The organism is Halomonas sp. BC04 (genome assembly GCF_000568385.1).
Genome location: NZ_AZQX01000124.1, coordinates 1 through 19,427 on the forward strand (window position 1 = coordinate 1; position 19,427 = coordinate 19,427).

At 57.7% G+C, this 19,427-nt stretch carries 19 protein-coding genes, 1 tRNA gene and 1 pseudogene; 14 read left to right on the forward strand and 7 right to left on the reverse strand.

Annotation, left to right across the window (positions count from 1 at the left end; genetic code table 11):
• Positions 1–700, reverse strand: a pseudogene (queA, locus tag Q427_RS08680) (tRNA preQ1(34) S-adenosylmethionine ribosyltransferase-isomerase QueA); the annotation flags it as partial.
• 139 nt (positions 701–839) lie between these two features.
• Here queA and Q427_RS08685 point away from each other — a divergent pair.
• Positions 840–926 (forward strand) — tRNA-Leu (locus tag Q427_RS08685).
• A gap of 53 nt (positions 927–979) precedes the next feature.
• Here the strand turns inward: Q427_RS08685 and Q427_RS08690 are convergent.
• Both Q427_RS08690 and Q427_RS36765 read right to left on the reverse strand, forming a co-directional pair.
• Positions 980–1,954 carry a tyrosine-type recombinase/integrase gene (locus tag Q427_RS08690; RefSeq protein ID WP_231613559.1) on the reverse strand — a complete coding sequence of 325 codons (975 nt, stop codon included), beginning with the start codon at positions 1,952–1,954 and terminating at the stop codon, positions 980–982.
• Entirely contained in the window at positions 1,846–2,199 is a 354-nt protein-coding gene (locus Q427_RS36765; protein WP_081785898.1) for a helix-turn-helix domain-containing protein, read from the reverse strand. Before Q427_RS36765 ends, Q427_RS08690 begins: the two co-directional genes overlap by 109 nt.
• Positions 2,200–2,393: 194 nt before the next feature.
• Here Q427_RS36765 and Q427_RS08700 point away from each other — a divergent pair, with 194 nt between their 5' ends.
• Positions 2,394–3,179: a hypothetical protein gene (locus tag Q427_RS08700; protein WP_155833487.1), complete on the forward strand. Its 786-nt coding sequence runs from the start codon at positions 2,394–2,396 to the stop codon at positions 3,177–3,179.
• 215 nt (positions 3,180–3,394) lie between these two features.
• Complete coding sequence (locus Q427_RS08705) at positions 3,395–3,610, forward strand: hypothetical protein (RefSeq protein ID WP_043512986.1); 216 nt, start codon at positions 3,395–3,397, stop codon at positions 3,608–3,610.
• 126 nt (positions 3,611–3,736) lie between these two features.
• Here the strand turns inward: Q427_RS08705 and Q427_RS08710 are convergent, their stop codons facing one another.
• Positions 3,737–4,462 carry a hypothetical protein gene (locus Q427_RS08710; RefSeq protein WP_043512988.1) on the reverse strand — a complete coding sequence of 242 codons (726 nt, stop codon included), beginning with the start codon at positions 4,460–4,462 and terminating at the stop codon, positions 3,737–3,739.
• 333 nt (positions 4,463–4,795) lie between these two features.
• Here Q427_RS08710 and Q427_RS08715 point away from each other — a divergent pair, with 333 nt between their 5' ends.
• The gene (locus Q427_RS08715) at positions 4,796–6,256 is read left to right on the forward strand and encodes a hypothetical protein (protein WP_155833488.1); all 1,461 of its coding nucleotides are present in this window, start codon (positions 4,796–4,798) and stop codon (positions 6,254–6,256) included.
• Between the two features lie 38 nt (positions 6,257–6,294).
• Here Q427_RS08715 and Q427_RS08720 read toward each other — a convergent pair whose 3' ends face one another.
• Together Q427_RS08720 and Q427_RS08725 are read right to left on the reverse strand one after the other, a co-directional pair.
• Positions 6,295–6,981 carry a YagK/YfjJ domain-containing protein gene (locus tag Q427_RS08720; protein WP_043512992.1) on the reverse strand — a complete coding sequence of 229 codons (687 nt, stop codon included), beginning with the start codon at positions 6,979–6,981 and terminating at the stop codon, positions 6,295–6,297.
• Positions 6,982–7,423: 442 nt separating this feature from the next.
• The gene (locus Q427_RS08725; protein ID WP_043512995.1) at positions 7,424–8,161 is read right to left on the reverse strand and encodes a YagK/YfjJ domain-containing protein; all 738 of its coding nucleotides are present in this window, start codon (positions 8,159–8,161) and stop codon (positions 7,424–7,426) included.
• A 686-nt stretch (positions 8,162–8,847) separates the two neighbouring features.
• Between Q427_RS08725 and Q427_RS31105 the strand changes: the two genes are divergently transcribed.
• The 9 genes from Q427_RS31105 (at position 8,848) to Q427_RS08760 (ending at position 16,492) form a co-directional block, all read left to right on the forward strand.
• Positions 8,848–8,985, forward strand: a complete 138-nt coding sequence (locus tag Q427_RS31105; protein WP_155833489.1) for a hypothetical protein — start codon at positions 8,848–8,850, stop codon at positions 8,983–8,985.
• Complete coding sequence (locus tag Q427_RS31110) at positions 8,985–9,164, forward strand: hypothetical protein (RefSeq protein WP_155833490.1); 180 nt, start codon at positions 8,985–8,987, stop codon at positions 9,162–9,164. The genes Q427_RS31105 and Q427_RS31110 overlap by 1 nt, the downstream gene beginning before the upstream one ends.
• Positions 9,165–9,232: 68 nt before the next feature.
• A complete protein-coding gene (locus tag Q427_RS08730) occupies positions 9,233–10,201 on the forward strand; it encodes a DUF932 domain-containing protein (RefSeq protein WP_043512998.1) in 969 nt (322 codons plus the stop codon).
• Between the two features lie 111 nt (positions 10,202–10,312).
• The gene (locus tag Q427_RS08735; protein ID WP_043513000.1) at positions 10,313–10,498 is read left to right on the forward strand and encodes a hypothetical protein; all 186 of its coding nucleotides are present in this window, start codon (positions 10,313–10,315) and stop codon (positions 10,496–10,498) included.
• A gap of 10 nt (positions 10,499–10,508) precedes the next feature.
• Positions 10,509–11,258, forward strand: a complete 750-nt coding sequence (locus Q427_RS08740) for an ERF family protein (protein WP_051496238.1) — start codon at positions 10,509–10,511, stop codon at positions 11,256–11,258.
• A 59-nt stretch (positions 11,259–11,317) separates the two neighbouring features.
• Complete coding sequence (locus tag Q427_RS08745; RefSeq protein WP_043513002.1) at positions 11,318–11,929, forward strand: lambda exonuclease family protein; 612 nt, start codon at positions 11,318–11,320, stop codon at positions 11,927–11,929.
• Positions 11,930–11,940: 11 nt separating this feature from the next.
• The gene (locus Q427_RS08750; protein ID WP_043513004.1) at positions 11,941–12,435 is read left to right on the forward strand and encodes a JAB domain-containing protein; all 495 of its coding nucleotides are present in this window, start codon (positions 11,941–11,943) and stop codon (positions 12,433–12,435) included.
• A gap of 547 nt (positions 12,436–12,982) precedes the next feature.
• The gene (locus tag Q427_RS08755) at positions 12,983–13,981 is read left to right on the forward strand and encodes an AAA family ATPase (protein ID WP_051496239.1); all 999 of its coding nucleotides are present in this window, start codon (positions 12,983–12,985) and stop codon (positions 13,979–13,981) included.
• Between the two features lie 9 nt (positions 13,982–13,990).
• On the forward strand, positions 13,991–16,492 hold the full coding sequence (locus Q427_RS08760) for a S8 family peptidase (RefSeq protein ID WP_043513007.1): 2,502 nt from the start codon (positions 13,991–13,993) through the stop codon (positions 16,490–16,492).
• Between the two features lie 229 nt (positions 16,493–16,721).
• On the opposite strand, the gene Q427_RS31115 is transcribed toward Q427_RS08760, so the two are convergent.
• A complete protein-coding gene (locus Q427_RS31115) occupies positions 16,722–16,823 on the reverse strand; it encodes an IS66 family transposase (protein ID WP_155833492.1) in 102 nt (33 codons plus the stop codon).
• 267 nt (positions 16,824–17,090) lie between these two features.
• On the opposite strand from Q427_RS31115, the gene Q427_RS08765 reads away from it, so the two are divergent.
• Positions 17,091–19,427, forward strand: a 2,337-nt coding sequence (locus Q427_RS08765) for a class I SAM-dependent DNA methyltransferase (RefSeq protein WP_043513010.1), incomplete at its 3' end; no start/stop codon positions are given.

Here is a 19,427-nt window from a genome sequence, read left to right on the forward strand (position 1 = left end):
GCCGCCTCGCTGACCTCGATCCACTCGCTATGCATCTGATGTTCGCGATATCGTCGGCGCGCACCGGCTGGAAGGTGCCGGCGCCCACATGCAGGGTGACGAAGGCGCTCTCCACGCCCCGCTCCGCCAGGCGCTGCAGCAGCGGCTCGTCAAAGTGCAGCCCGGCGGTGGGGGCAGCCACGGCGCCGTTGCGTCTGGCATAGACGGTCTGGTAGCGCTCGCGGTCGGCCAGCTCGTCCTCGCGGGTGATGTAGGGCGGCAGTGGCATATGGCCATGGCGCTCGAGCAGTGCGATCAGCGGCGTCTCGCCCAGGAAGCGCAGCTCGAACAGGGCGTCGCGGCGGCCCTCCACCACTGCGTGGATGTCGCCCTCGAAGATCAGCTCGGTGCCGGGCTTGGGCGACTTGCTGCTGCGCAGGTGTGCCAGCCCCCGGTGGGCGTCCAGCGGCCGCTCCAGCAGCATTTCCACCTTGCCGCCGCTGGCCTTGTGGCCGTGCAGCCTCGCGGGAATCACCCGGGTATCGTTGAACACAAGCAGATCGCCGGGCTCGAGCAGATCGAGCAGGTCGGTAAAACGGCGGTGAGCCAGCTCGCCCGTGGCGCCATCCACGCACAGCAGGCGGCAGTCGCTGCGCTGCTCGGAGGGGTAGCGAGCGATCAGCTCCTCGGGAAGCTCGTAATGGAAATCGGCGCGCTGCATGGAGGTTCAGGTCCGCAGGAAAGATCGGCAGAAGCGGCTGTCGAGCAGCCGGACAAGCCCGCAAGGATACCGAAAATCGGCCGTGTCGTCAGGCCTTCCGATTGACCTGCCGTCACGGCCACGTATAATGCACCGCGCTGCCGGCGTGGCGGAATTGGTAGACGCAGCGGATTCAAAATCCGCCGGGTGCAAGCCCTTGTCGGTTCGAGTCCGACCGCCGGTACCACTTAGAAAACAGTCGCTTACGGGCGGCTGTTTGCGTTTCTGTCCTCCCTCTTTCTAGTGTGTGGTCGCAGTTTGGTCGCAGAAGGCCCCGCTCAAGCTCGGCAGGCGGGACCCTATATCGTCCAGACCCGCATCGAACATGTGCGAGTAGCGGCTGGTGACGATCAGGCTGGAATGCCCCAGCAGATCGCGCACCGTGGTCATGCTCTCGCCGGCCTGGGCCAGCATGCTGGCATAGCTGTGGCGCAGGTCGTGAAAGCGCAGATCGGGCCGCCCCACGGCCTGGCGGGCATGTTCCCACACCGTTCGCAGGCGAGGGTAGGTCGTCGCAAAGGGTAGCTCTTCCAGCCATGCCCGGGCGTCCTCCGGCACCGGAACCACTCGAGCCTTGCCGCTCTTCGTCTGGTCTGGTCGCAGCAGGATGCGACCAGCCTGGACGTTCTGCGGATCCAGAGCCAACAGCTCGCCCTGGCGCAGCCCGGTGAGCGCTGCCAGGGCGATCACCCGCTTCTCGACAATCGAGTGATCGGGGATGGCTTGTAGCAGCTGACTCACTTGCTCGATGGTCAGGTACACGTGCCGCTCGTTCTTCGGCATCTTCTTGCGGATCTTGTCGCCCAAGGGGCGGTCCAGCCATCCCCATTCTCGATAGGCAAGGTTCAGTACCCGCTTCACAACCTGCAGATGGTTGTTGATGGTGCTCTGCGCACGCCCTTGCTTGCGCAGATCTCTGGCCATCTCGCGAGCCTTGTCGACGCTGTCCATGCCGAGCAGCACCCGGTCGCCCATGTAGTGGGCCACTGGGCGGATGGCCTTCACTTGGCTGGCCACGTCGTATTCGTCGATCCATCGTTCGAGCCCCTCGATGAAGGTGCGCCGTGGCTGACGCCCCATGGCCTCACCCTGGAAAGCCGCTTCGTTCAGTTCGGCTTGGCGCTTCGCTGCGTATTCCCGCGCCTGCCGCTCCCCCTCTCGATCCCCCGCAAACGATCGTTGATATCGCTGACCGTGGTACGTTTCCGTGACCACCCACCGATTCCTCTTTTCCCTGTATCTGACTGTGATTCCCATTTGTTGCGTTCCTCAGGCTGAGGGCCGCGCTTGCAGCTCTCAGCGTACCTCTCCACTGCGCTTTGCTCAAAGCGCACTGCGGTGCCTATCTGGACGAAGCCGATGCGATGCTTGTTGCTGTATACCCAGCTCGGACTCATGCCCAGCCATTCAGCGACCTGATCGGGTCGTAACAGTGCTCCGGTCATCGCTGCTCCTCTCATTGGCTGGCTTGATGTCCTAATCTTTGCAACCAGCTTTCATCCGCGTACCGGCGCTGCTTAATCCTCTCGTGACTTTAGGGTGGGCTATTGACTCTAGTGAATATGTGTGATTTGAGTCGGTGTGCCTGGGGCGGTGGCCTCGGCCTGGGACTGGTGCTATACAAACCGGATTGTTCCAGGTAAAGGCGAGTGACGTGATGACCATAGACCCTTGGCAGATGATCTTTGATAAAGCGGGTGATCTCGCAGATGCTCTGCTTCATGAACAGCCAGAAAGCGAGATTGATTCAGTGGATAGGGAGGAGAAAGTGGTTGGTGCGATGCAAAAAATTGCAAGCGGGGAAGTCAGTCCTAGAGAGGACTGGTCGGTCATCATACGGCCAGTCAGAAAGAGGGATACGCTTGATGAAAAAATCGACTATCACTTCGAAATTGCAATACGACAAGCAGTGTTTGTTCGAGCCCTCTACGAGCACGACATGCAAAAAATAAAGCAATATTTTTCCGAGATCTCTCAGTTCGGCATGGCGATGAAAGTTGGTGAGGATATGCTCTCTGCCTTTGCCTGTGCTCAGCAGCATGCCACGGCATGGCGATTATTGCGGGCGATCCGTGACAAGAGCAATCAGGCGAAATCTCCGAAAGCGAACCAAGTCAAGGCGGAGAGAAAGGAAGAGAGGGAGCTTTTGCTGCGTAGTCTTATTGAGTCATCATTAGGCCGGCTTCGCCCTCGCGGTGGATGGCGTAACCATGTAGTGGCTGGGCAGGTTATTGCGAAGGAGCTAGCGGAGATGGCCGCTTCATACTCTCTTCCCATTACAAGTGATGAGGATGAGCTTTCGGATAAGGTTCAGCTGATGATCTGGAAGGAACCAAGGCTTAGGGCGGCTTACAATGAAAACGCGAATAAGCCCCTTGATGAGCCAGTAAAAGTGAGGAAAGTTTTGTTGAAATTCGATTTGAATGTTGATGATAGATAATAGGTTTTTCTTTAGATTGTCGGTGAGAGTGGCTCAATTTTGACAGGCTTATGCATGCTGCTAACGTTTTTTCCTTGTGAGCGCTCAAGAAGGAAGGAGGGTTCGTTAGGAGTCGTTGAGAGGCACTTGGATGTAAAAACACTTCAACCGTGATGGTTTTTTGCTATCATGATGGGCTCCCATCAGCAATGGGTTGCTAAATAAGGAGTGTAGCCATGCTGTGCCAATACTGCGAAAAGCCTCTGGGCGACTTGACGTCGGTCATGGATAAGCTGAGCCAGAATAAGATGAACGGAGAGCTGGACTTCCAGTCAGAGTGTTGCGGTGGAGCTTTCAAGGCCTATTCAAAAGTCATGGCTTACTATTTGGTTCCGGTGGACCCTGTTCCAGAGGGCAGGGTGAGCGAGCCTGTCCTCATTAACCATGCCTGATTAGGCTACGATTGTAGTGGGTCGGCGAAGACATTCGACGGCTGTTTTTCGATTGTTTTGCAGCTTTGATGAGGAGTTGTACCCCAAGAAGACTCTCCCAAAGCTATACCCCAGCTTGCGATGTGGTCACTCATGGGGTGCTGCTATGTTGCGTGCTTGGGCCCTCTCTGATAGGCGATGAGCAAGTGATCCTTTCCTGAGGCGCAGCAGCTTGACATCGCGAAGGGGCGCCTCCAGCGTCGACAATCGCGCCTCGAGAAGCGACTGGTAGGCGGCCTTGTCGGTCCCCACCAGCGGCGCGTTGTCATACTCGCCAATCACTGCCTCCAGGCAGCATCGCTGATCCATGTTATCTGCCAGTGCCTCAAGCAGGGCGTCAATGGTGTCCCGATATACCCACTCGGCATGCTGGTACTTGGTGCGCTGATCCTTCAAGCGGGCTTTGTAGCTGGCGCTGGTTTTCTTCAGTTGCTTCGCCGCCCGGTCATGCTGGTACCAGGCGTCCTGAATGATCTCCTCCAGCACCCCGACCTTGGTACCCCCTCGCTTTCTTGCCAGCTTGTCCAGAAGATCCAGCACCTCGTTGTGTAGCTGGTAGGTCACCGTCCTCCGATGGGGGGCTTGCCGCGACTTTTGCTTCCGCCAGGCGGTCTGCATTTTGCGATAGCGCTCGCGAAAGAGGGGGTTATCCATGCGTGCGTCCAATGCCGCGATCAGCGCATTGGCATCCAGTAGATAGTGTCGGTCAACAGGCACGGTGAAGTCGCGTTGGTGACGACCGAGATAGTCCATGATCCATGCCAGCTGGGCAGGGTTCTGGCGGTCGATCCAGACATGTGGCGGTCGAGGCATGGCGATGCTTGTACTCTGATGGCAGGGCGGCTTGGAGCAGGGCGTGTCTTGTCATGCCCTGTGCTGAGCGACGAGTATAGCGGTGGCATCTGGTGGGCTCAAATCGACCATCCAATAAATGTGACAACGTCACGTGACAATGTCACGTTTACATTTTGTATTCCATATACAGCGCTTTATTATGGGAGTTAAATTAGAATACCGACCCGTAGCATTACAGGATGAGGCGACCGGATGACGTATTGTTTGCTATGGCTAAATGGGGGGTCGCTATCGCCAGAAACGCGCTGGTGGCTGTGGCAATGGTCGCGCCATATTGGCCTCGATCGCTCCGTGACCTGCACGGTCCGCGCGCTGCTGGCCAAGCTGCAGGTGCCGGTTCGCCAAGGGCAGACAACGCTCAAGGCGCTCAAGGCGTCAGGGTGGATTGAGGCGACGCCGACTCCCAATGGACGTGGACGCCCGCGTTACACATATCGTGTGACGCCATCGCTAGTGGCAAGGCTCGCCGCATCCCCGCAGTCCAGTGTGCCACTGGCAGATTGCATTGAGGCTGTTAGCGATTTGGACGCGTCGGCGGACAAGGCGGAGGATCACGTCGCCGCGGCTGAGAAGATGACACCGATCGACGGAATCTCGAACCCACAAGCCCTGGCGACGCTATTCGATGCCGAATCGCCGAAGGGCGTAATCCACGATGGGGGAGGTGAAGGGGCGGTCTTGCTATCCCCGCTGCCCTCGAACCTGCGCAAAGGCCATGCACGCAAACATCAACTCACGTCGGCCAATCGATGGCTGGTGATGGTGCTGCTCGCCCACGCCGACAGTGCCGGGCAGGTCTTTGGTTTGGGCGTCTCGGCGTTGGCCCGCTTTACCGGGATGGGACGCAGTCAGCTGCACAGTCAGTTGGGCAAGTTAAAGCGACTGGGACTGTTAGGCCATTACCACCCAGGGCGGATGGGCCTGGGAGATCGACGGACGTCGCTGTTCACGCTGAACCTGTCTCATCCCGCGTTCGGCCGGCGTGACCGCCTGTGCGTGGATCTGCTGATCGTCACCCCGCGTCGCAAGAACGCGCCCTTGCCGCCGCTGACCGTGATCAACGGGCTGGCAGAGGCTCTGTTTGTGGTGGCGATGCTGGAAAGCAACTCCTCTGATAACCAAGTGCCCCGTGCACTGTCTGATGGTGACAAGGCCGTATTCTACGATGCCAAGCACCTGCTGCCGGGCGGGTTTCGAGTCGGTGCACAAGGGGCGTGGTTGGCGGAACACTATGACGAGGCCTTGGCCCACTGGTTGCAATCCCGCCTGCAGGCCTATGCCCTGCTACTGCTGGCCCGCAGCGAGGGAAGTGATGCGCTGAACATCGGTGATGTGGCGGTGCCTCACCCCGACCTGGTCAGAGCCATCGTCGACGATTTCCCACGGTGGCCCCAAGATACCTCGACGATGGGTGGCGATCCTGATGCGCTGCCACCCCAAGTGACCCTCTTCTATCCCCTCGCCCGTCACTTGGCCCTACAGCTTCGAGCCTTTCTCGAACTCGCCTGCGCTTCGCATGATGCCGTTGATATGACGTCGCTCGACCTCTGTCTGATCCCCGACAATCAATATCGTCAGGCCGCCTGGCGGCTGTATGGATATGCCAAGCGTCGGGATGACGCCACCTCACCTACTCGATCGCTGGTCAAGCTGGACCCGGTAGTAAGCGATTTCGCCGTATGGCTACGCCGTCGTAAGCAAGCCAGCGCCTGGGCATCTGGCATGTCGCGTCCTCCGGTTAGTCAGGCGTAGCATCGTGGCGAAGAGGCTGTCGAATCTGACGCTACTCGCTATCGCCGGCTGCCATCAAAGCAGCGATAGCCCTTGGCGACGAGTTTGGAATAGGCCTTGCACAGATAGCTTGCCACGTAGAACACCGCCGCGAAGGTCGCCGTGTCGTCACGGTGCAGGCAGTACACGCAGGGCTCGCGTGTCAGGTGGTTGGTGGCGACATGGACCCTTCCTGCCATGTCATCGAGCGGCCAGCCGATGGCCCAGCTCCAGGCGCGCACACAGCGGTGGTAGAGGTTGTTCTGATCGTATCCCCCGTCGAAGGAGGGCGAGAAGCTGCCCAGCGAGCGGAAAGCGTCGTAGTTGAGCAACAGCAGCAAGTGGTAATGGGGCTTGTCGCTGGTGTCCTGCTCCCGGCACCAAAGGTAACGGATCTCGGAGTGGTACTTGGTGCCTGCGGCATCCAGCTCCTTGCGCAGGGCATAGAAGAACCGGCTGAGGCAGGCATTGTCGGCGTGTATGGGTCCCACCGGCATGGCCTGCGGAAAGCGGAGGTCAAGGCGGAACACGAACGTGCGGCACTGCTGATTGATGGTGTGCTGGAGGACCCGCTGGGTGGTTTCCAGGTAGTTCTCGATCTGTGGGCCCAGCGCATGCTGCTGGACAGGTAGCCCTCGGTACCAGTTATCGTAGTAGAGGCGCAGCTTGGAGTTGTCGGGATGGCACTTGGGAAAGGACGGATACATGGGGCTCTCCTGGGTCGGTAGGCATGTCACACGCGCACACGGCCCTCCCCACAATGAAGCGGTGGGCAGTGGGTGCGGTCATTCGTTGAGGTATGGGCCTGTAGTCGCTGGGCCCCTGGGTAGGGGCCACATTGCGATTAAAGGGAGTCAGCGCTCATGAGCAGCGCTGTGAATGCTGGTGAGTAGGGGCTTGTCTGGGAATCGCCTCTGGAAAGGCGATCCTCTGTGAGGACTGATTGTGTTGCCATCATCCGACATCATGTCGGTGTGGTTGTGGTACCTCCTGACGGTGTCGTGATGGGCATGGCCTTGTGAGCGTTCATTGGATTAAACCTTAGTCTAGATGCGGGCTTGGGAAAGCAGAGTATGTCAAATCCTGCGAATCATTCTCTCAATTCAGTCCCGGTGACAACCCCTGATTCTGGACATTCTGCCGCCACTGCTAACTCCGACTATGATCGAAGCAGTGAATGCGCTGCGCAAAGGGCTTGCTGTGGACCTTGCACAGGTAACTTGCGCCGTAGAACGCCTCGGCGAAGGTGGCGAGATCGTCACGTTTGAAGTGGTATCTGTAGGGTTTCTTTGTCCACTTATTTTCGGCCTCATGCACTAGCCTCTTCATTTTCATCTTGGGCCAGCCAATGGCTCGGCCCCATGATCTTTCGATACGTTGATAGAGATTATCTTTCTGAGCACCCTCGGTGGGTGGAATATCGATATCGCACCCCTTGAATTCTGCCGGTTCTTTCTTCCGCTTTCCTAAGAATTTATAGGCATCGCCATTAAGAAGTAGCAGCAAATGGTAGTGTGGCTTGTCACTCAGGTGTTGCTCACGACACCAGACATAGCGCATATCGTGCGGGTTTGTGGTTCCGGCATGGTCGAGCTCCTCACTCAGGTAGAACAAGAAATTCATCAAGTCGAGGTTAGTGGCATGGTGGCTGGCCACGGGCATCTCGACCGGGTAGCGCAGATCCACGCGCAGCGCCAACACCCGGCTATTACTCTGACGGGCCCACTCCATGACCTGGTACAAGGTTTCCAGGTAATTTGCGATTAACGGCCCGCGTTGGGTCTGCACGAGCAGGTCGCGGTAGTGGGGGGCCCAGTGCAACAGCAGGTCAGGGCGCTCCGGGAGGCGTTTACGGGGGCGGTTCCCTACGGTGGGTGAAAACAGCATCAGATCACTCCTCGACCGTTACCCATGGCCATGCCTACGGCGCTCAAGCAGGAGGGAGACTAGGGGTAGGTCATTGGAAAGTTGGTAACAGATATGCAGCTCGATGCCGTGCCAACAAAGCGCGGGCATCGTCTTGCTGCAGGGCATCGCCCGGGGGAGGGCAAGGGTAGCGCTCAGGCGCGTGAGGTGATCGGGAATACCGCGTGGTCAACGCTTCGCTGGCCAAGCGGGTTGGATCGGGTTTGGCTATCGCTGACTTGTCAGGCGAGTCGTGTCGCCTGAGTTTCTGGTATTGCTCGACACCTGGTATTTAGCTTCCTTGGTTTCCTCTCTTCGACTTCTCTCTGGGGGTAGGTCGTCAGCTTGTAGGCCTCCTCCCTGTTCTTTCTATTTCCCTCCTTTGCTTACGCATATTACTAAACCGTAATGAAATACCTTTGACGGAGCGGCAATGCAGGTGGGCGCAGCCCACACCCCATGCGGATTCTGGCCGAGTGCTGAAGCGCCGATTTCATCGAGAGTCGCTAAAAAATAATCCTAATTTTTTCAATGAGATAAACACGAGTTCATGCCGCTCGTAACTCGCTCAGGTTATTGCGCAGGTCAGTAAACTTTTTTTCAGACCTATATCACTCCTGTGAGCTGAGCCCTCCCCGGGCTCGTTTCATCGGCACAGGAGACCCGATATGCCCCCGCCCTGCTCGCGCTGTGACGCGCAGCGTGTCATGAACCTCGAGACCGCTCGCAAGCTGGGCACCGCTGCCGGTGCCCTGGTCGGCTCCCTCAAGGGTGCTACATCTCGCTCTACGCCCCCAGCCACCTGATGGCGGCATCCGCTTACTTCCCCATGACCCGCATTGCCGCGGCCGTGGTGGCCGCAGCATCGGGCGGTATCGCCGGCGCAGCCGCCGGACAGCAGATGATTCAGCACCTTTTTCCACCCGGTGAGGGCACGCCCTGGCTGTGCCTGGGCTGTGGCCACGCCTTCCGCGTACTGAATTGACCCTGTCATTTCCCTTTCATCCATTACTGCCGGCGATCTGCCGGCTTTTTTCGTCGAGGAGATTTCTCATGGCACATCTGATCGAACAAATGGCTTACGTCGGTGATACCCCCTGGCACGGTCTGGGGCAGCAGCTGTCGCGTCATCAACCGCTGGAGGTCTGGCGGCAGCAGGCCGGCATGGACTGGCACATCGAGGAATCCCCGGTGCGCTTCATCGCCGATGGTGCTGGGCACCTAGGCAGCATCCACTCCTTCCCGGAGCAGAAGGTGCTCTATCGCTCGGATACCCGGATCCCACTGTCGGTGGTGTCCCAGCGCTACAAGGTGGTCCAGCCGGAGGAGGTACTGGAGTTCTACCGGGATCTGACCGAGTACGCCGGCTATGAGCTGGAAACGGCCGGGGTGCTCAAGGGCGGTCGCAAGTTCTGGGCACTGGCCCGTAGTGGGCTGGGCACGGCCTTGAAGGGCCAGGATCAGGTCAACGCCTATCTGCTGCTGGCCACGTCTTGTGACGGCTCTTTGGCAACGGTGGCAACACCCACCTCGGTACGAGTGGTCTGCAACAACACCCTGACCATAGCCGTCGATGGCATGACCCAAGGCGTGAAGGTGCCCCACAGCACCGAGTTCAATCCGCAGCGGGTCAAGCAGCAACTGGGCATCTCGGTCGCCCAGTGGGACGACTTCATGTATCGCATCAAGACCCTGGCCGAGCGCAAGGTCAGCCAGGAGGAAGTGCAAGCCTACTTCCAATCGGTGATCTGCAATACCGAGGCGCCGCTGGACGATCCCTCCAAGCTGCCCAATTACCGGGCTCTCAACCGCGTCCAGAAGCTCTACCACGGCGAAGGGCGTGGCTCTCAGCTGTGTACCGCGCAGGGCACGGCCTGGGGCCTGCTCAACGCCATCACCGAGTACGTCGACCACGAGAAGCGGGCTCGCAGTAACGACTACCGCATGGACTCCGCCTGGTTCGGCCAGGGGGCAAGCCTCAAGGACAAGGCCCTGGAGTCCGCCATGGCACTGGTGGCCTGATCGTCGTCAGCTGTTCTATGCATTCCATCCCCTATCGACGATCCCACATCCTCATCACGTCATAGCGCCCGGCCCATTCAAGGCCGGGCGTTTCTGTTTTCGGAGGTGCCAATGCAACCGCCCATGACATTCGAGATCTGCCGCGCCCTGACTCAGCTGACCCGCCAGCTGCTGGGGGCCGGAGAAACAGAAGCCCTGACCCACGTGATGGCCGAGGGCCAGGTTTATCGCGTGGTCGTGTCACTGGAGCCGGTCCCTGTGGACCAGCTTCACGAAGTCATCAACCGCTACCGCTAAGGAGATTTCCATGGCAACGCCTATTAACCCCAAGCAAGCCAAGTCCGCCGGCAAGGTGCCGGTTATCCAACCCCTCCAGGAGAGCACCGCGATCATCCAGGTGATCGAGCGTGCCGCCCTCAACCCAGACGTCGATATCGACAAGATGGAGCGCCTGCTGCAGATGCAGGAGCGTGTGCTCGACCGCCAGGCACTGATGGCCTACAGCGCCGCCATGGCGGCCATGCAGACGGAACTGCCGAGCATTACCGAGCGTGGCCAGGGCAACAACGGGGCCTACGCCACCCTGGAGGACATCGTCGACACCGTGCGGCCGATCATCCAGCGACACGGCTTCGCGGTGAGCTTCCGTATCCAGACCCAGGAGCGGGGCATTCAGATCACCGGTGTACTGATGCACCAGGAAGGGCATCGGGAAGAGACCAGCATGCTGCTGCCGGCCGATGTCAGTGGCAACAAGAACGCCGTGCAGGCGTTTGGCTCCTCCACCAGCTATGGCAAGCGCTACGTGCTGTGTGCGCTGCTCAATATCACCACCCGCGGGCAGGACGACAACGGCCAAGGTGCTGCGCCACCGGTGAAGGTAGTCACCGCGTTCCAGGCGGCTCAGCTCAAGCAGCTGATCACCGCCTGCCCCGTCACCACCCAGGAATGGTTCGTCGGCAAGTACGGCGACGTCGAGCGAGTCCCCCGCAGCGATTTCGACAAGCTACGCGCCTCCCTGCAGAAGCGGGCATTACCCAACCATCAACGTCACTGAGCCACTGGCGAGGGGTCCTCCCTCGCCGCTATGCCGTCATGTCACCTAAGGAGATCGTCATGCAGATCCTAACACTGGAACAGGGCACGCCCGAGTGGCATGCCGCCCGTCTCGGCATCGTCACCATGTCCGAGCTGAAGACGCTGTTGGTCAAGGGCAAGGGGCCGGGAGGCTTCGGTACCGGGGCCATCAGCTACATGCATCAACTGATCGGTGAACGCATCACCGGGGAACCCTCAGATGCCTTCCCGGGCAATGCCCATACCCAGCGTGGCCACCAACTGGAGCCGGTCGCGCGTGAACTTTACCAGGAAGCCGCCGGCCTGCCCCGGCTGGAGCAGGTCGGCATCATTCTCAACCACGGGGTGGGCTACTCGCCGGACTGCCTGGTGGACAGCAACGGCCTGGCGGAGATCAAGACCAAGCTACCCAAGTATCAGATCGAACTGCTGCTGGACGACGAGCTACCCCAGGAGCACGTGGCGCAATGCCAGGGCGGCTTATGGGTCAGCGAGCGGGAGTGGATCGATTTCGTCAGCTACTGGCCCGGCATGCCGCTGTTCGTGAAGCGGGCTTACCGGGACGAGGCGATGATCCGCACCATCGCCGAGCGGGTCGAGGCGTTTTACGAAGAAATGGAGCGCCGCATGGCTCAGGTGATGGCAGCCTAAGGAGAGCAATCATGAACCACCGAAAGCTGAGTGCCGGCGAAGTCGCCGGCACCTATGACATTACCGCCCCGGTCACCGAAGCAGAGCTGCTCAGCATCGCCCAAGCCTTCGCCCGTCGCCGGCTGGCCAGGGGGCGCAAGATCACCCAGCCAGCGCTGGCCTTCGAGTACCTGCAGATCCTGCTGCAGGACTACGAGCACGAGGTGTTCAGTGCCATTTTCCTCGACAGCCAGCATCGGGTCATCAAATTTGAGGAGCTGTTCCGCGGCACCATCGATGCGGCCAGCGTCTACCCGCGAGAGGTGGTCAAGAAGGCCCTTGCCAACAATTCCGCATCTGTCATTCTGGTCCACAATCACCCAAGCGACGATCCCGAGCCCAGCGATGCCGATCGGCGCATCACACAGCGCTTGAAGGAAGCGCTGGGCCTAGTGGAAATCCGGGTCATCGATCACATCGTGGTCGGTAGTAGCGAGGGGTATAAATCCGAACGCGGCTATGTGTAACCTGACGACTTGTTCGCCGCCATGGCGCTTCTCATGAGGAGGCGCTTTGATGACATCCAGTGCAGGTGATTTTTTTGGGTTCTTCGCCGTTGAGTGTGGAATTCAGCCCCGGGGTTGAGCCACGCGAGGGCCTCCACGACGGCAGGATGAATGGACTGGACTGCTCACCTCTTGAGCAGCCTCGCGCCGTTGCTGCCGGGAGCGCTCCCGGATTTTCCACCTCCGCGCGCGGGGGGCTACACGCGCCACGTGGCATTTGGTAGGCACCTTAGAGTCTCGGTGGCGAGGTGTTGTGCCGGCGTTAGCATGTACCGGTGCTAGTGGTTGTACCATTACACGAAGCTATGCACCCACCGCCAAGCCTCTTCGATGGTGGAAGAGCCTTACGGGTTAGCAGGGTCGGTACCTTCAGGCGCGAAATAGCGACTGCGCTCGAAGATGGCATGTGTCTAAAGTGCAATAGTTTTTTATGTCAAAACACTCAAGACCGTGCTAACATATCGGTAGGCTAAGTTGTTGGTTATAGGGCAGAAAAAGAGAGCGAGACGTGTCGAACGCAAGGCAAATACTGGCAATGCTGCAAAGTCGTGCGGATGGCGACGACGAGCAGTTCTATTCTATTGCCTTGCAGATCGCGGCATCCGAAGCGCGGCAGGGACATAAGACGACGGCTCGTGAACTGCGCGCCGCTGTCGATGCGGCTCGGTCTAGCTCAGGGACCAGTGTTCCCATCCAGTTTGCCAAGCCACGCGGTGAACTCGAAAGCATCATCGAGCATCGGGAGCCTCGCTACGTTCTCAAAGACGTTATGCTGGACGCCCGACTAGGGGGACGTCTTGATGACCTCGTGCGTCAGCAGATCCGTCGCGATTGGCTGCGTGAGCATGGAAAGGTCCCAAGTCGCCGTGTGCTTTTCCTTGGTCCGCCAGGTTCGGGCAAGACAATGACTGCTGAAGCGCTCGCTGGACAGCTCCGCCTCCCGTTGTTCGTTATTCGACTGGAGACGCTTATCACCCGCTACATGGGTGAAACTGCCGCCAAACTGCGGCTTGTGTTTGACGAGACCGCAAAAAGGCGCGGGGTTTATCTTTTTGACGAGTTTGATGCTGTTGGCGGTAAGCGAAATGCGACGAACGACGTTGCAGAGATGCGACGTGTCCTGAACTCCTTCTTGCAATATATGGAGGAAGAGAACTCGACGGATAGCCTAGTCGTCGGTGCGACGAATTACCCAGAGCTTCTTGACCGTGCACTTCTGCGGCGTTTTGACCTCGTCCTTAGCTTCGAGTTGCCAACAGATGAAGATATCAAGCGGATCGTGATGATGGGGCTCCGGCCATTCAAAACTGGAAGGGTGGCATGGGAAAAAGTGGTTGAGGCTGCCGCCGGTTTGAGCCAAGCGGAGATTGTAAAAGCGGCTGAAGATGCTGTGAAAGCAGCTATTCTCGACGAGCAAAGCACCATCACGACCGATCAGGTGTTGCAACGTCTGAAAGAGCGGCGGGAGATGCAAGATATCTTCTCAAACATGAAGTACAACGACTAAAAGGTATTCATGCCGCCAGTTTTCGACAAGCCGCATTTCGATATTTCCAACTCCGCCGTTCCTGGACGCTATACCTCGCCTCCACAAAATATCGGCGATGGCAGAGCGCCGCGTCTCAGGGAAGAGCACGGGAGCATGCTTCGTCAGCAGCTCCAGACAGCTTTTCTCCAAGGTGAGGTGGAACGTGAACAGACCGCTCTTCCAGAGGGTCTCACGCCAAGCGCAGGTCAGTACTATGAGATCGAGCTTAAGAGAGGCACGAAAGCTCAAAAGCTAGAGCGGAAACGTGAGCACACCGTTGTTGGAGCAACCAAGATCGACGAGGAAAACGACAGGGTCTCCGCTGTCGTCTTCATTCCAGACGAGTCCATCCCGGTTCTTGATACTATTTTCGATGATTATGCGACCGGTGAACTGACCGGTAAGGGCGAGCCACGGCGAAAAGATTTTGTCGATCCTATTGAGACCATTCGTCGTGCCCGGCTTTTTTCATTTTGGACCGACGATCCGGCGAGTCTCCCGGAACATGCTCATGAGGGCATTTGGTGGGAGGTTTGGTGCGATTCGGATAAGGTTACGGATATTGCTGCTGTATTCCGGCGTATGGAATGCCGTCTCGCCCATGAGGATCGCTGGCTGCACTTTCCGGAGACGAGCATTCTGCCCGTTCTGGCTAGGCGAGCGGATATCGAACTTGCCTTGATCGTCGCCGATGGCATCGGGGAATTACGCCGCGGCTCCGATACTCCGAACTTTTATCTAGAAGATGAGCGCGAGAATCAGCACGACTGGGCGGACGAACTTGCTGAGCGCACGGTCTGGCCAGGCGCTGATGTGCCTCGCGTTTGCTTGCTCGACACCGGCGTAAACAGGGCGCATGTCCTTATTGAGCCAGCGCTTGACGAAACTGACCTGATGAGTGTCAGGCCTGAATGGCCCGCGACGGACAATTTACATTGTAGTCACGGTACGCCGATGGCAGGTCTCGCCTTGCACGGCGACCTTTTTCCGCGGCTTCAAGACAGAGGAGAGCACACGCTTTCTCATCGTCTGGAATCTGTTCGCATATTGCCGGCTGACGGTTTTGGTCCCAACGACCCCGCACGCTACGGATCTATCACAATGGATGCTGTTGCGCTTGCTGAGGTTCAGAACCCGGAAAGACGACGCGTTTTTTGTATGGCTGTAACAAATGAAGACCGTAGCGGTGATCGTGCTAGTAGCTGGAGCGCATGCGTTGACCGTGCCGCTGGCGGGCATCTTTTTGGTGATGAGGACGATAGGCCTCGGCGGCTGATTTGCATATCAGGCGGCAATGTCCGCAACGCCATGCAGGCTGCTCGTCTCGGCGTCCTCGAGGACTACCCTATCGAAGATCCCGCCCAGGCTTGGAATGCCCTGACTGTCGGTGGCTATACTGATAAGACTGAGATCGACCCCGCCGACCCGTACTTTGCAAATTATCGGGCCGTCGCGAGCGTCGGCGACATCAGCCCGTTTTCACGAAATTCGACATCGTGGCATCCGGGCAAGTCACCGATAAAGCCTGAGGTCGTTTTCGAGGCGGGCAACCGTGCCGTTTCAGAAAACGGGCAGGACCTCGTGGACTGTCCGTCTCTTGAGCCACTGACGACGGGTGCGGACGCTGATCGCCTGCCTATCGTGAATTTTAGGGCTACGAGTGCAGCGACCGCACAAGCCGCCCGTATGGCAGCTCGTTTGAAAGCGGATCACCATGAGTTTTGGCCGGAAACCATCCGGGGCTTGATCGTTCACAGCGCTGACTGGACGGAGCCAATGGCGCAGAGGCTCTTCGCTGTAAATAGCCTGCGCGCACGCAAGCAGCTGATACGGACCTTTGGCTATGGAGTGCCCTCCTATGAACGCGCCACGGCCTCTGCATCCAGCGATCTTGCACTTGTTGCCCAGAGGACGATCCAGCCTTACCGGCGAAAACCGAACGGCAGCGTAGTCTTCAACGAGTGCCACTATTACGCGTTGCCTTGGCCACGCGACATCCTTGAGGAATATGCTGAGCAGGAATTTAAGCTCAAAATCACACTTTCATATTTTGTGGAGCCAAACCCCGGCAAATCGGCATCTATTGATCCAGCGCGTTATCAATCCTTTGGTCTGAGGTTTGATCTGAAGCGTGCGCGGGAAACCGAGCGTGCATTTCGTCAAGCAATCAATGCTCAGGAGCGCGAGGACCCAAGACAAGGAGGTCCCCGACGGGGACCAGATAGCGGCTGGGTGCTAGGGCCGGACAGCATTTCGGCAGGATCGATTCACAGCGACGTCTGGTGCGGTACGGGTGCGCAGCTTGCTGCCCGCAATACGCTTTGTGTGAAGCCTGTCTCTGGTTGGTGGAAAGAGCGACGCGACCCGCAGGTATGCGCACAAGAGGCTCGCTACTCGCTTATCATCAGTTTGACTGCGCCTGATACTGAGATCGACCTGTATACGCCGATCAGTAATATCATCGAACCTGGTGTCGAGATTGAGATATAAAGGTTGGGCAGATCCTGCATAGCAGTATCGGGTTGTGGTGAACCAAGCCCGCGCCATCGCTGGAGGTGAAGGCGGCCTTGGCTATCTGGCATCCATCCCTTACGCGTCTTCGGCCAGTCCTGGCGGGCTGACGCTTTTTCCTGTTTCGGGGGCCAGCGACCCCGTCCTCTGTCAAGATACTGGCGACCTCTTTGTGCTTCCGCGTTTTCGGTTTGTGCATGGTAAGCTATCATTGATACCCGCTTGCCAGTGACCCGGCGAACAACCAGTTGGCGCGTCCCAAAGCCCTGGATCGAATGAGGTTCTCTATCCGACTGTTGTCGATCGGCAGCCAGCCGCTATTCCAGGTAGCGCGTCAGTGCCGCTTCCAGTGTCTTGCCCGTGGCCGGGGCGAACCGTTTGGCACCTTCTCGTTGTGAGCCAGCATCCAGTGGTGCATCGCGTTGGAGATGGGCCTCGCCCGGGTGTTGCGTACTACACCCTAGTGATCGGCACAGCGAGCCCGTGTGAATATTTCCACATTTTGAGCTTCGGGAGGGTGCAGACCACTACCAGTGTTGCTAGTGTTGGCTCCTCCAAAAAAGGGAGTTGCAGAGCCGTGAATGCTGTCGAGATCGAAGAAGCTATCTCCGCCTTGGCCGAACAGCCGTTTGATGCAGAGGAATTCCCGTTCGGGTTCCTGGAAGCGTTCGGCAATAAGGCCACCACGATCAAGCGGCTCCGCAGCGGCGCGACGAACAAGTCCGACATCGGCGGCGTCCTCCAGACCAACCACATCCACATCAAGGTTTGCGCCGAGGGGCAGGTCTCCGACACGATCCGCGAGCTGCGCGAGAGCCCGGCCACGAAGAACGCCCGCAACCGCGTCAAATTCATCTTGGCGACGGATGGAGTCACGCTGGAAGCCGAAGACCTTGTGTCAGATGTCGCACCGATCGTTTGTCCATTCGAAGACTTTCCCGAGCATTTTGGTTTTTTTCTACCGCTTGCGGGTATCAGTACCGTTAAGCAAATTCGCGAGAGCGCTTTCGATATTAAGGCCACTGGTCGCCTAAATCGGCTTTATGTCGAGCTTTTAAAAGACAACCCCGACTGGGCGACCGCCGAACGCCGCCACGACATGAATCATTTCATCTCGCGGCTAATCTTTTGCTTCTTTGCCGAAGATACTGACATCTTCAACGGCACGGGACTTTTCACCACTACGATCGAGCAGATGAGTGCGCGGGACTCGTCCAACACACATGAAGTCATCGGTGAGTCGTTCCGCGCCATGAACACGACGCTCGAAGTAAGGAAGACGGCGAACTTGCCACGCTGGGCGGATACCTTCCCGTACGTCAACGGAGGGTTGTTTTCCGGCGACACAGACGTGCCGCATTTCAGCAAGATTGCGCGATCCTACCTTCTGCACATCGGCAATCTCGACTGGAAGAAGATCAATCCTGACATCTTCGGCTCGATGATCCAGGCCGTCGCCGACGATGAAGAGCGCGGCGCTCTCGGGATGCACTACACTAGCGTGCCGAACATCCTGAAGGTGCTGAATCCACTCTTCCTCGATGATCTGCGTCAGAAGCTGGAAGATGCCGGGGATAATGCGCGCAAGCTTCTGAACTTGCGCAACCGGATGGCAAGGATCAGGGTTTTCGACCCTGCCTGCGGCTCCGGCAATTTCCTTGTAATCGCTTACAAGGAAATGCGGGCGATCGAGGCGGAAGTCAACAAGCTTCGCGGGGAACCTGACCGGCGAACCGATATCCCACTGACAAATTTTCGCGGTATCGAACTGCGGGATTTTTCCGCTGAGGTTGCGCGGCTGGCATTGATTATTGCCGAATATCAGTGCGATGTGCTTTATCGCGGCCAACGTGAGGCGCTGCAAGATTTCCTACCGCTTGACGCAATGAACTGGATTACCTGTGGCAACGCACTGCGGATTGACTGGCTGAGTATTTGCCCGCCCACGGGGACGGGTGTGAAGATGCACGGCGATGACCTTTTCAGCACGCCGATTGATCAGGCCGAGATTGACTTTGAGAATGAGGGTGGAGAGACGTATATTTGCGGAAACCCGCCCTACAAGGGAAACGCAAGGAAGACAGAACAGCAAAAGGATGACCTCAAATTGCTCCTTGATGGAAATTTCGAGAGATGGGGTTTGCTAGATTATGTATGTGGTTGGTTTGTAAAGGCTTACGAATTCGCGAGAGTTACACCCACAAAATTTGCCTTTGTTACGACAAATAGCATCGCGCAAGGTCAGCATGTTTCGAATTTCTGGAAGCCTTTGTTTGATGAAGGCTTAAGATTTGCCTTCGCTGTCCGATCCTTTAAGTGGTCTAATCTTGCGGCTCACGGCGCGGGAGTCACGGTCGTGATTATTGGAGCAGACTTGGATAGAGGAGCTGCTACGCTCTTCGATGGTGAGACGAAACTAGAGACTGCGAACATCAATGGTTATCTGCTGTCACAACCGAATTATTGGGTTGCGGCAATTTCGAAGCCGATATCAAATGTTCAGCCCATGGTAAAAGGAAACTACTATGGTCTTTCAGAACATATCCTAATGAATCAAGCTACAATGCTTGAACTGGAGGCAGTTAGCCTTCCGCAAGAATACATAAAACGTTTCTACGGTTCTGCCGAAGTAATCAATGCGAAACCGAGGTATTGCCTTTGGTTTGAAAATGAACCTGGAGAAGATATCCTTGAAACGGCCGACATCCGCGCTCGCATGCAAGCAGGTATCGCAAAGAGAGAAAAGTCTAAAGATGCGGTCACGAACGGCATGGTCAAGCGTCCACACCAGTTCAGAGAAATGAATTCTGGCACGAAAAGCACGATCGCAATACCCGTAGTCTCTTCGGAGAATAGGAATTTCCTTCCTGTTGACCTCTTCGGAAATAATGCCGTTCTTTCAAACAAGTGCTTT

Coding starts and splice junctions, on each gene's coding strand:
- Q427_RS08740 (WP_051496238.1), top strand. CDS start 10,509: ATGGCAACGCCTATTAACCCCAAGCAAGCCAAGTCCGCCGGCAAGGTG.
- Q427_RS31110 (WP_155833490.1), top strand. CDS start 8,985: ATGGCGGCATCCGCTTACTTCCCCATGACCCGCATTGCCGCGGCCGTG.
- Q427_RS08760 (WP_043513007.1), top strand. CDS start 13,991: ATGCCGCCAGTTTTCGACAAGCCGCATTTCGATATTTCCAACTCCGCC.
- Q427_RS08705 (WP_043512986.1), top strand. CDS start 3,395: ATGCTGTGCCAATACTGCGAAAAGCCTCTGGGCGACTTGACGTCGGTC.
- Q427_RS08750 (WP_043513004.1), top strand. CDS start 11,941: ATGAACCACCGAAAGCTGAGTGCCGGCGAAGTCGCCGGCACCTATGAC.
- Q427_RS08730 (WP_043512998.1), top strand. CDS start 9,233: ATGGCACATCTGATCGAACAAATGGCTTACGTCGGTGATACCCCCTGG.
- Q427_RS08735 (WP_043513000.1), top strand. CDS start 10,313: ATGCAACCGCCCATGACATTCGAGATCTGCCGCGCCCTGACTCAGCTG.
- Q427_RS08745 (WP_043513002.1), top strand. CDS start 11,318: ATGCAGATCCTAACACTGGAACAGGGCACGCCCGAGTGGCATGCCGCC.
- Q427_RS36765 (WP_081785898.1), bottom strand. CDS start 2,199: ATGAGAGGAGCAGCGATGACCGGAGCACTGTTACGACCCGATCAGGTC.
- Q427_RS08725 (WP_043512995.1), bottom strand. CDS start 8,161: ATGCTGTTTTCACCCACCGTAGGGAACCGCCCCCGTAAACGCCTCCCG.
- Q427_RS08720 (WP_043512992.1), bottom strand. CDS start 6,981: ATGTATCCGTCCTTTCCCAAGTGCCATCCCGACAACTCCAAGCTGCGC.
- Q427_RS08710 (WP_043512988.1), bottom strand. CDS start 4,462: ATGCCTCGACCGCCACATGTCTGGATCGACCGCCAGAACCCTGCCCAG.
- Q427_RS31105 (WP_155833489.1), top strand. CDS start 8,848: ATGCCCCCGCCCTGCTCGCGCTGTGACGCGCAGCGTGTCATGAACCTC.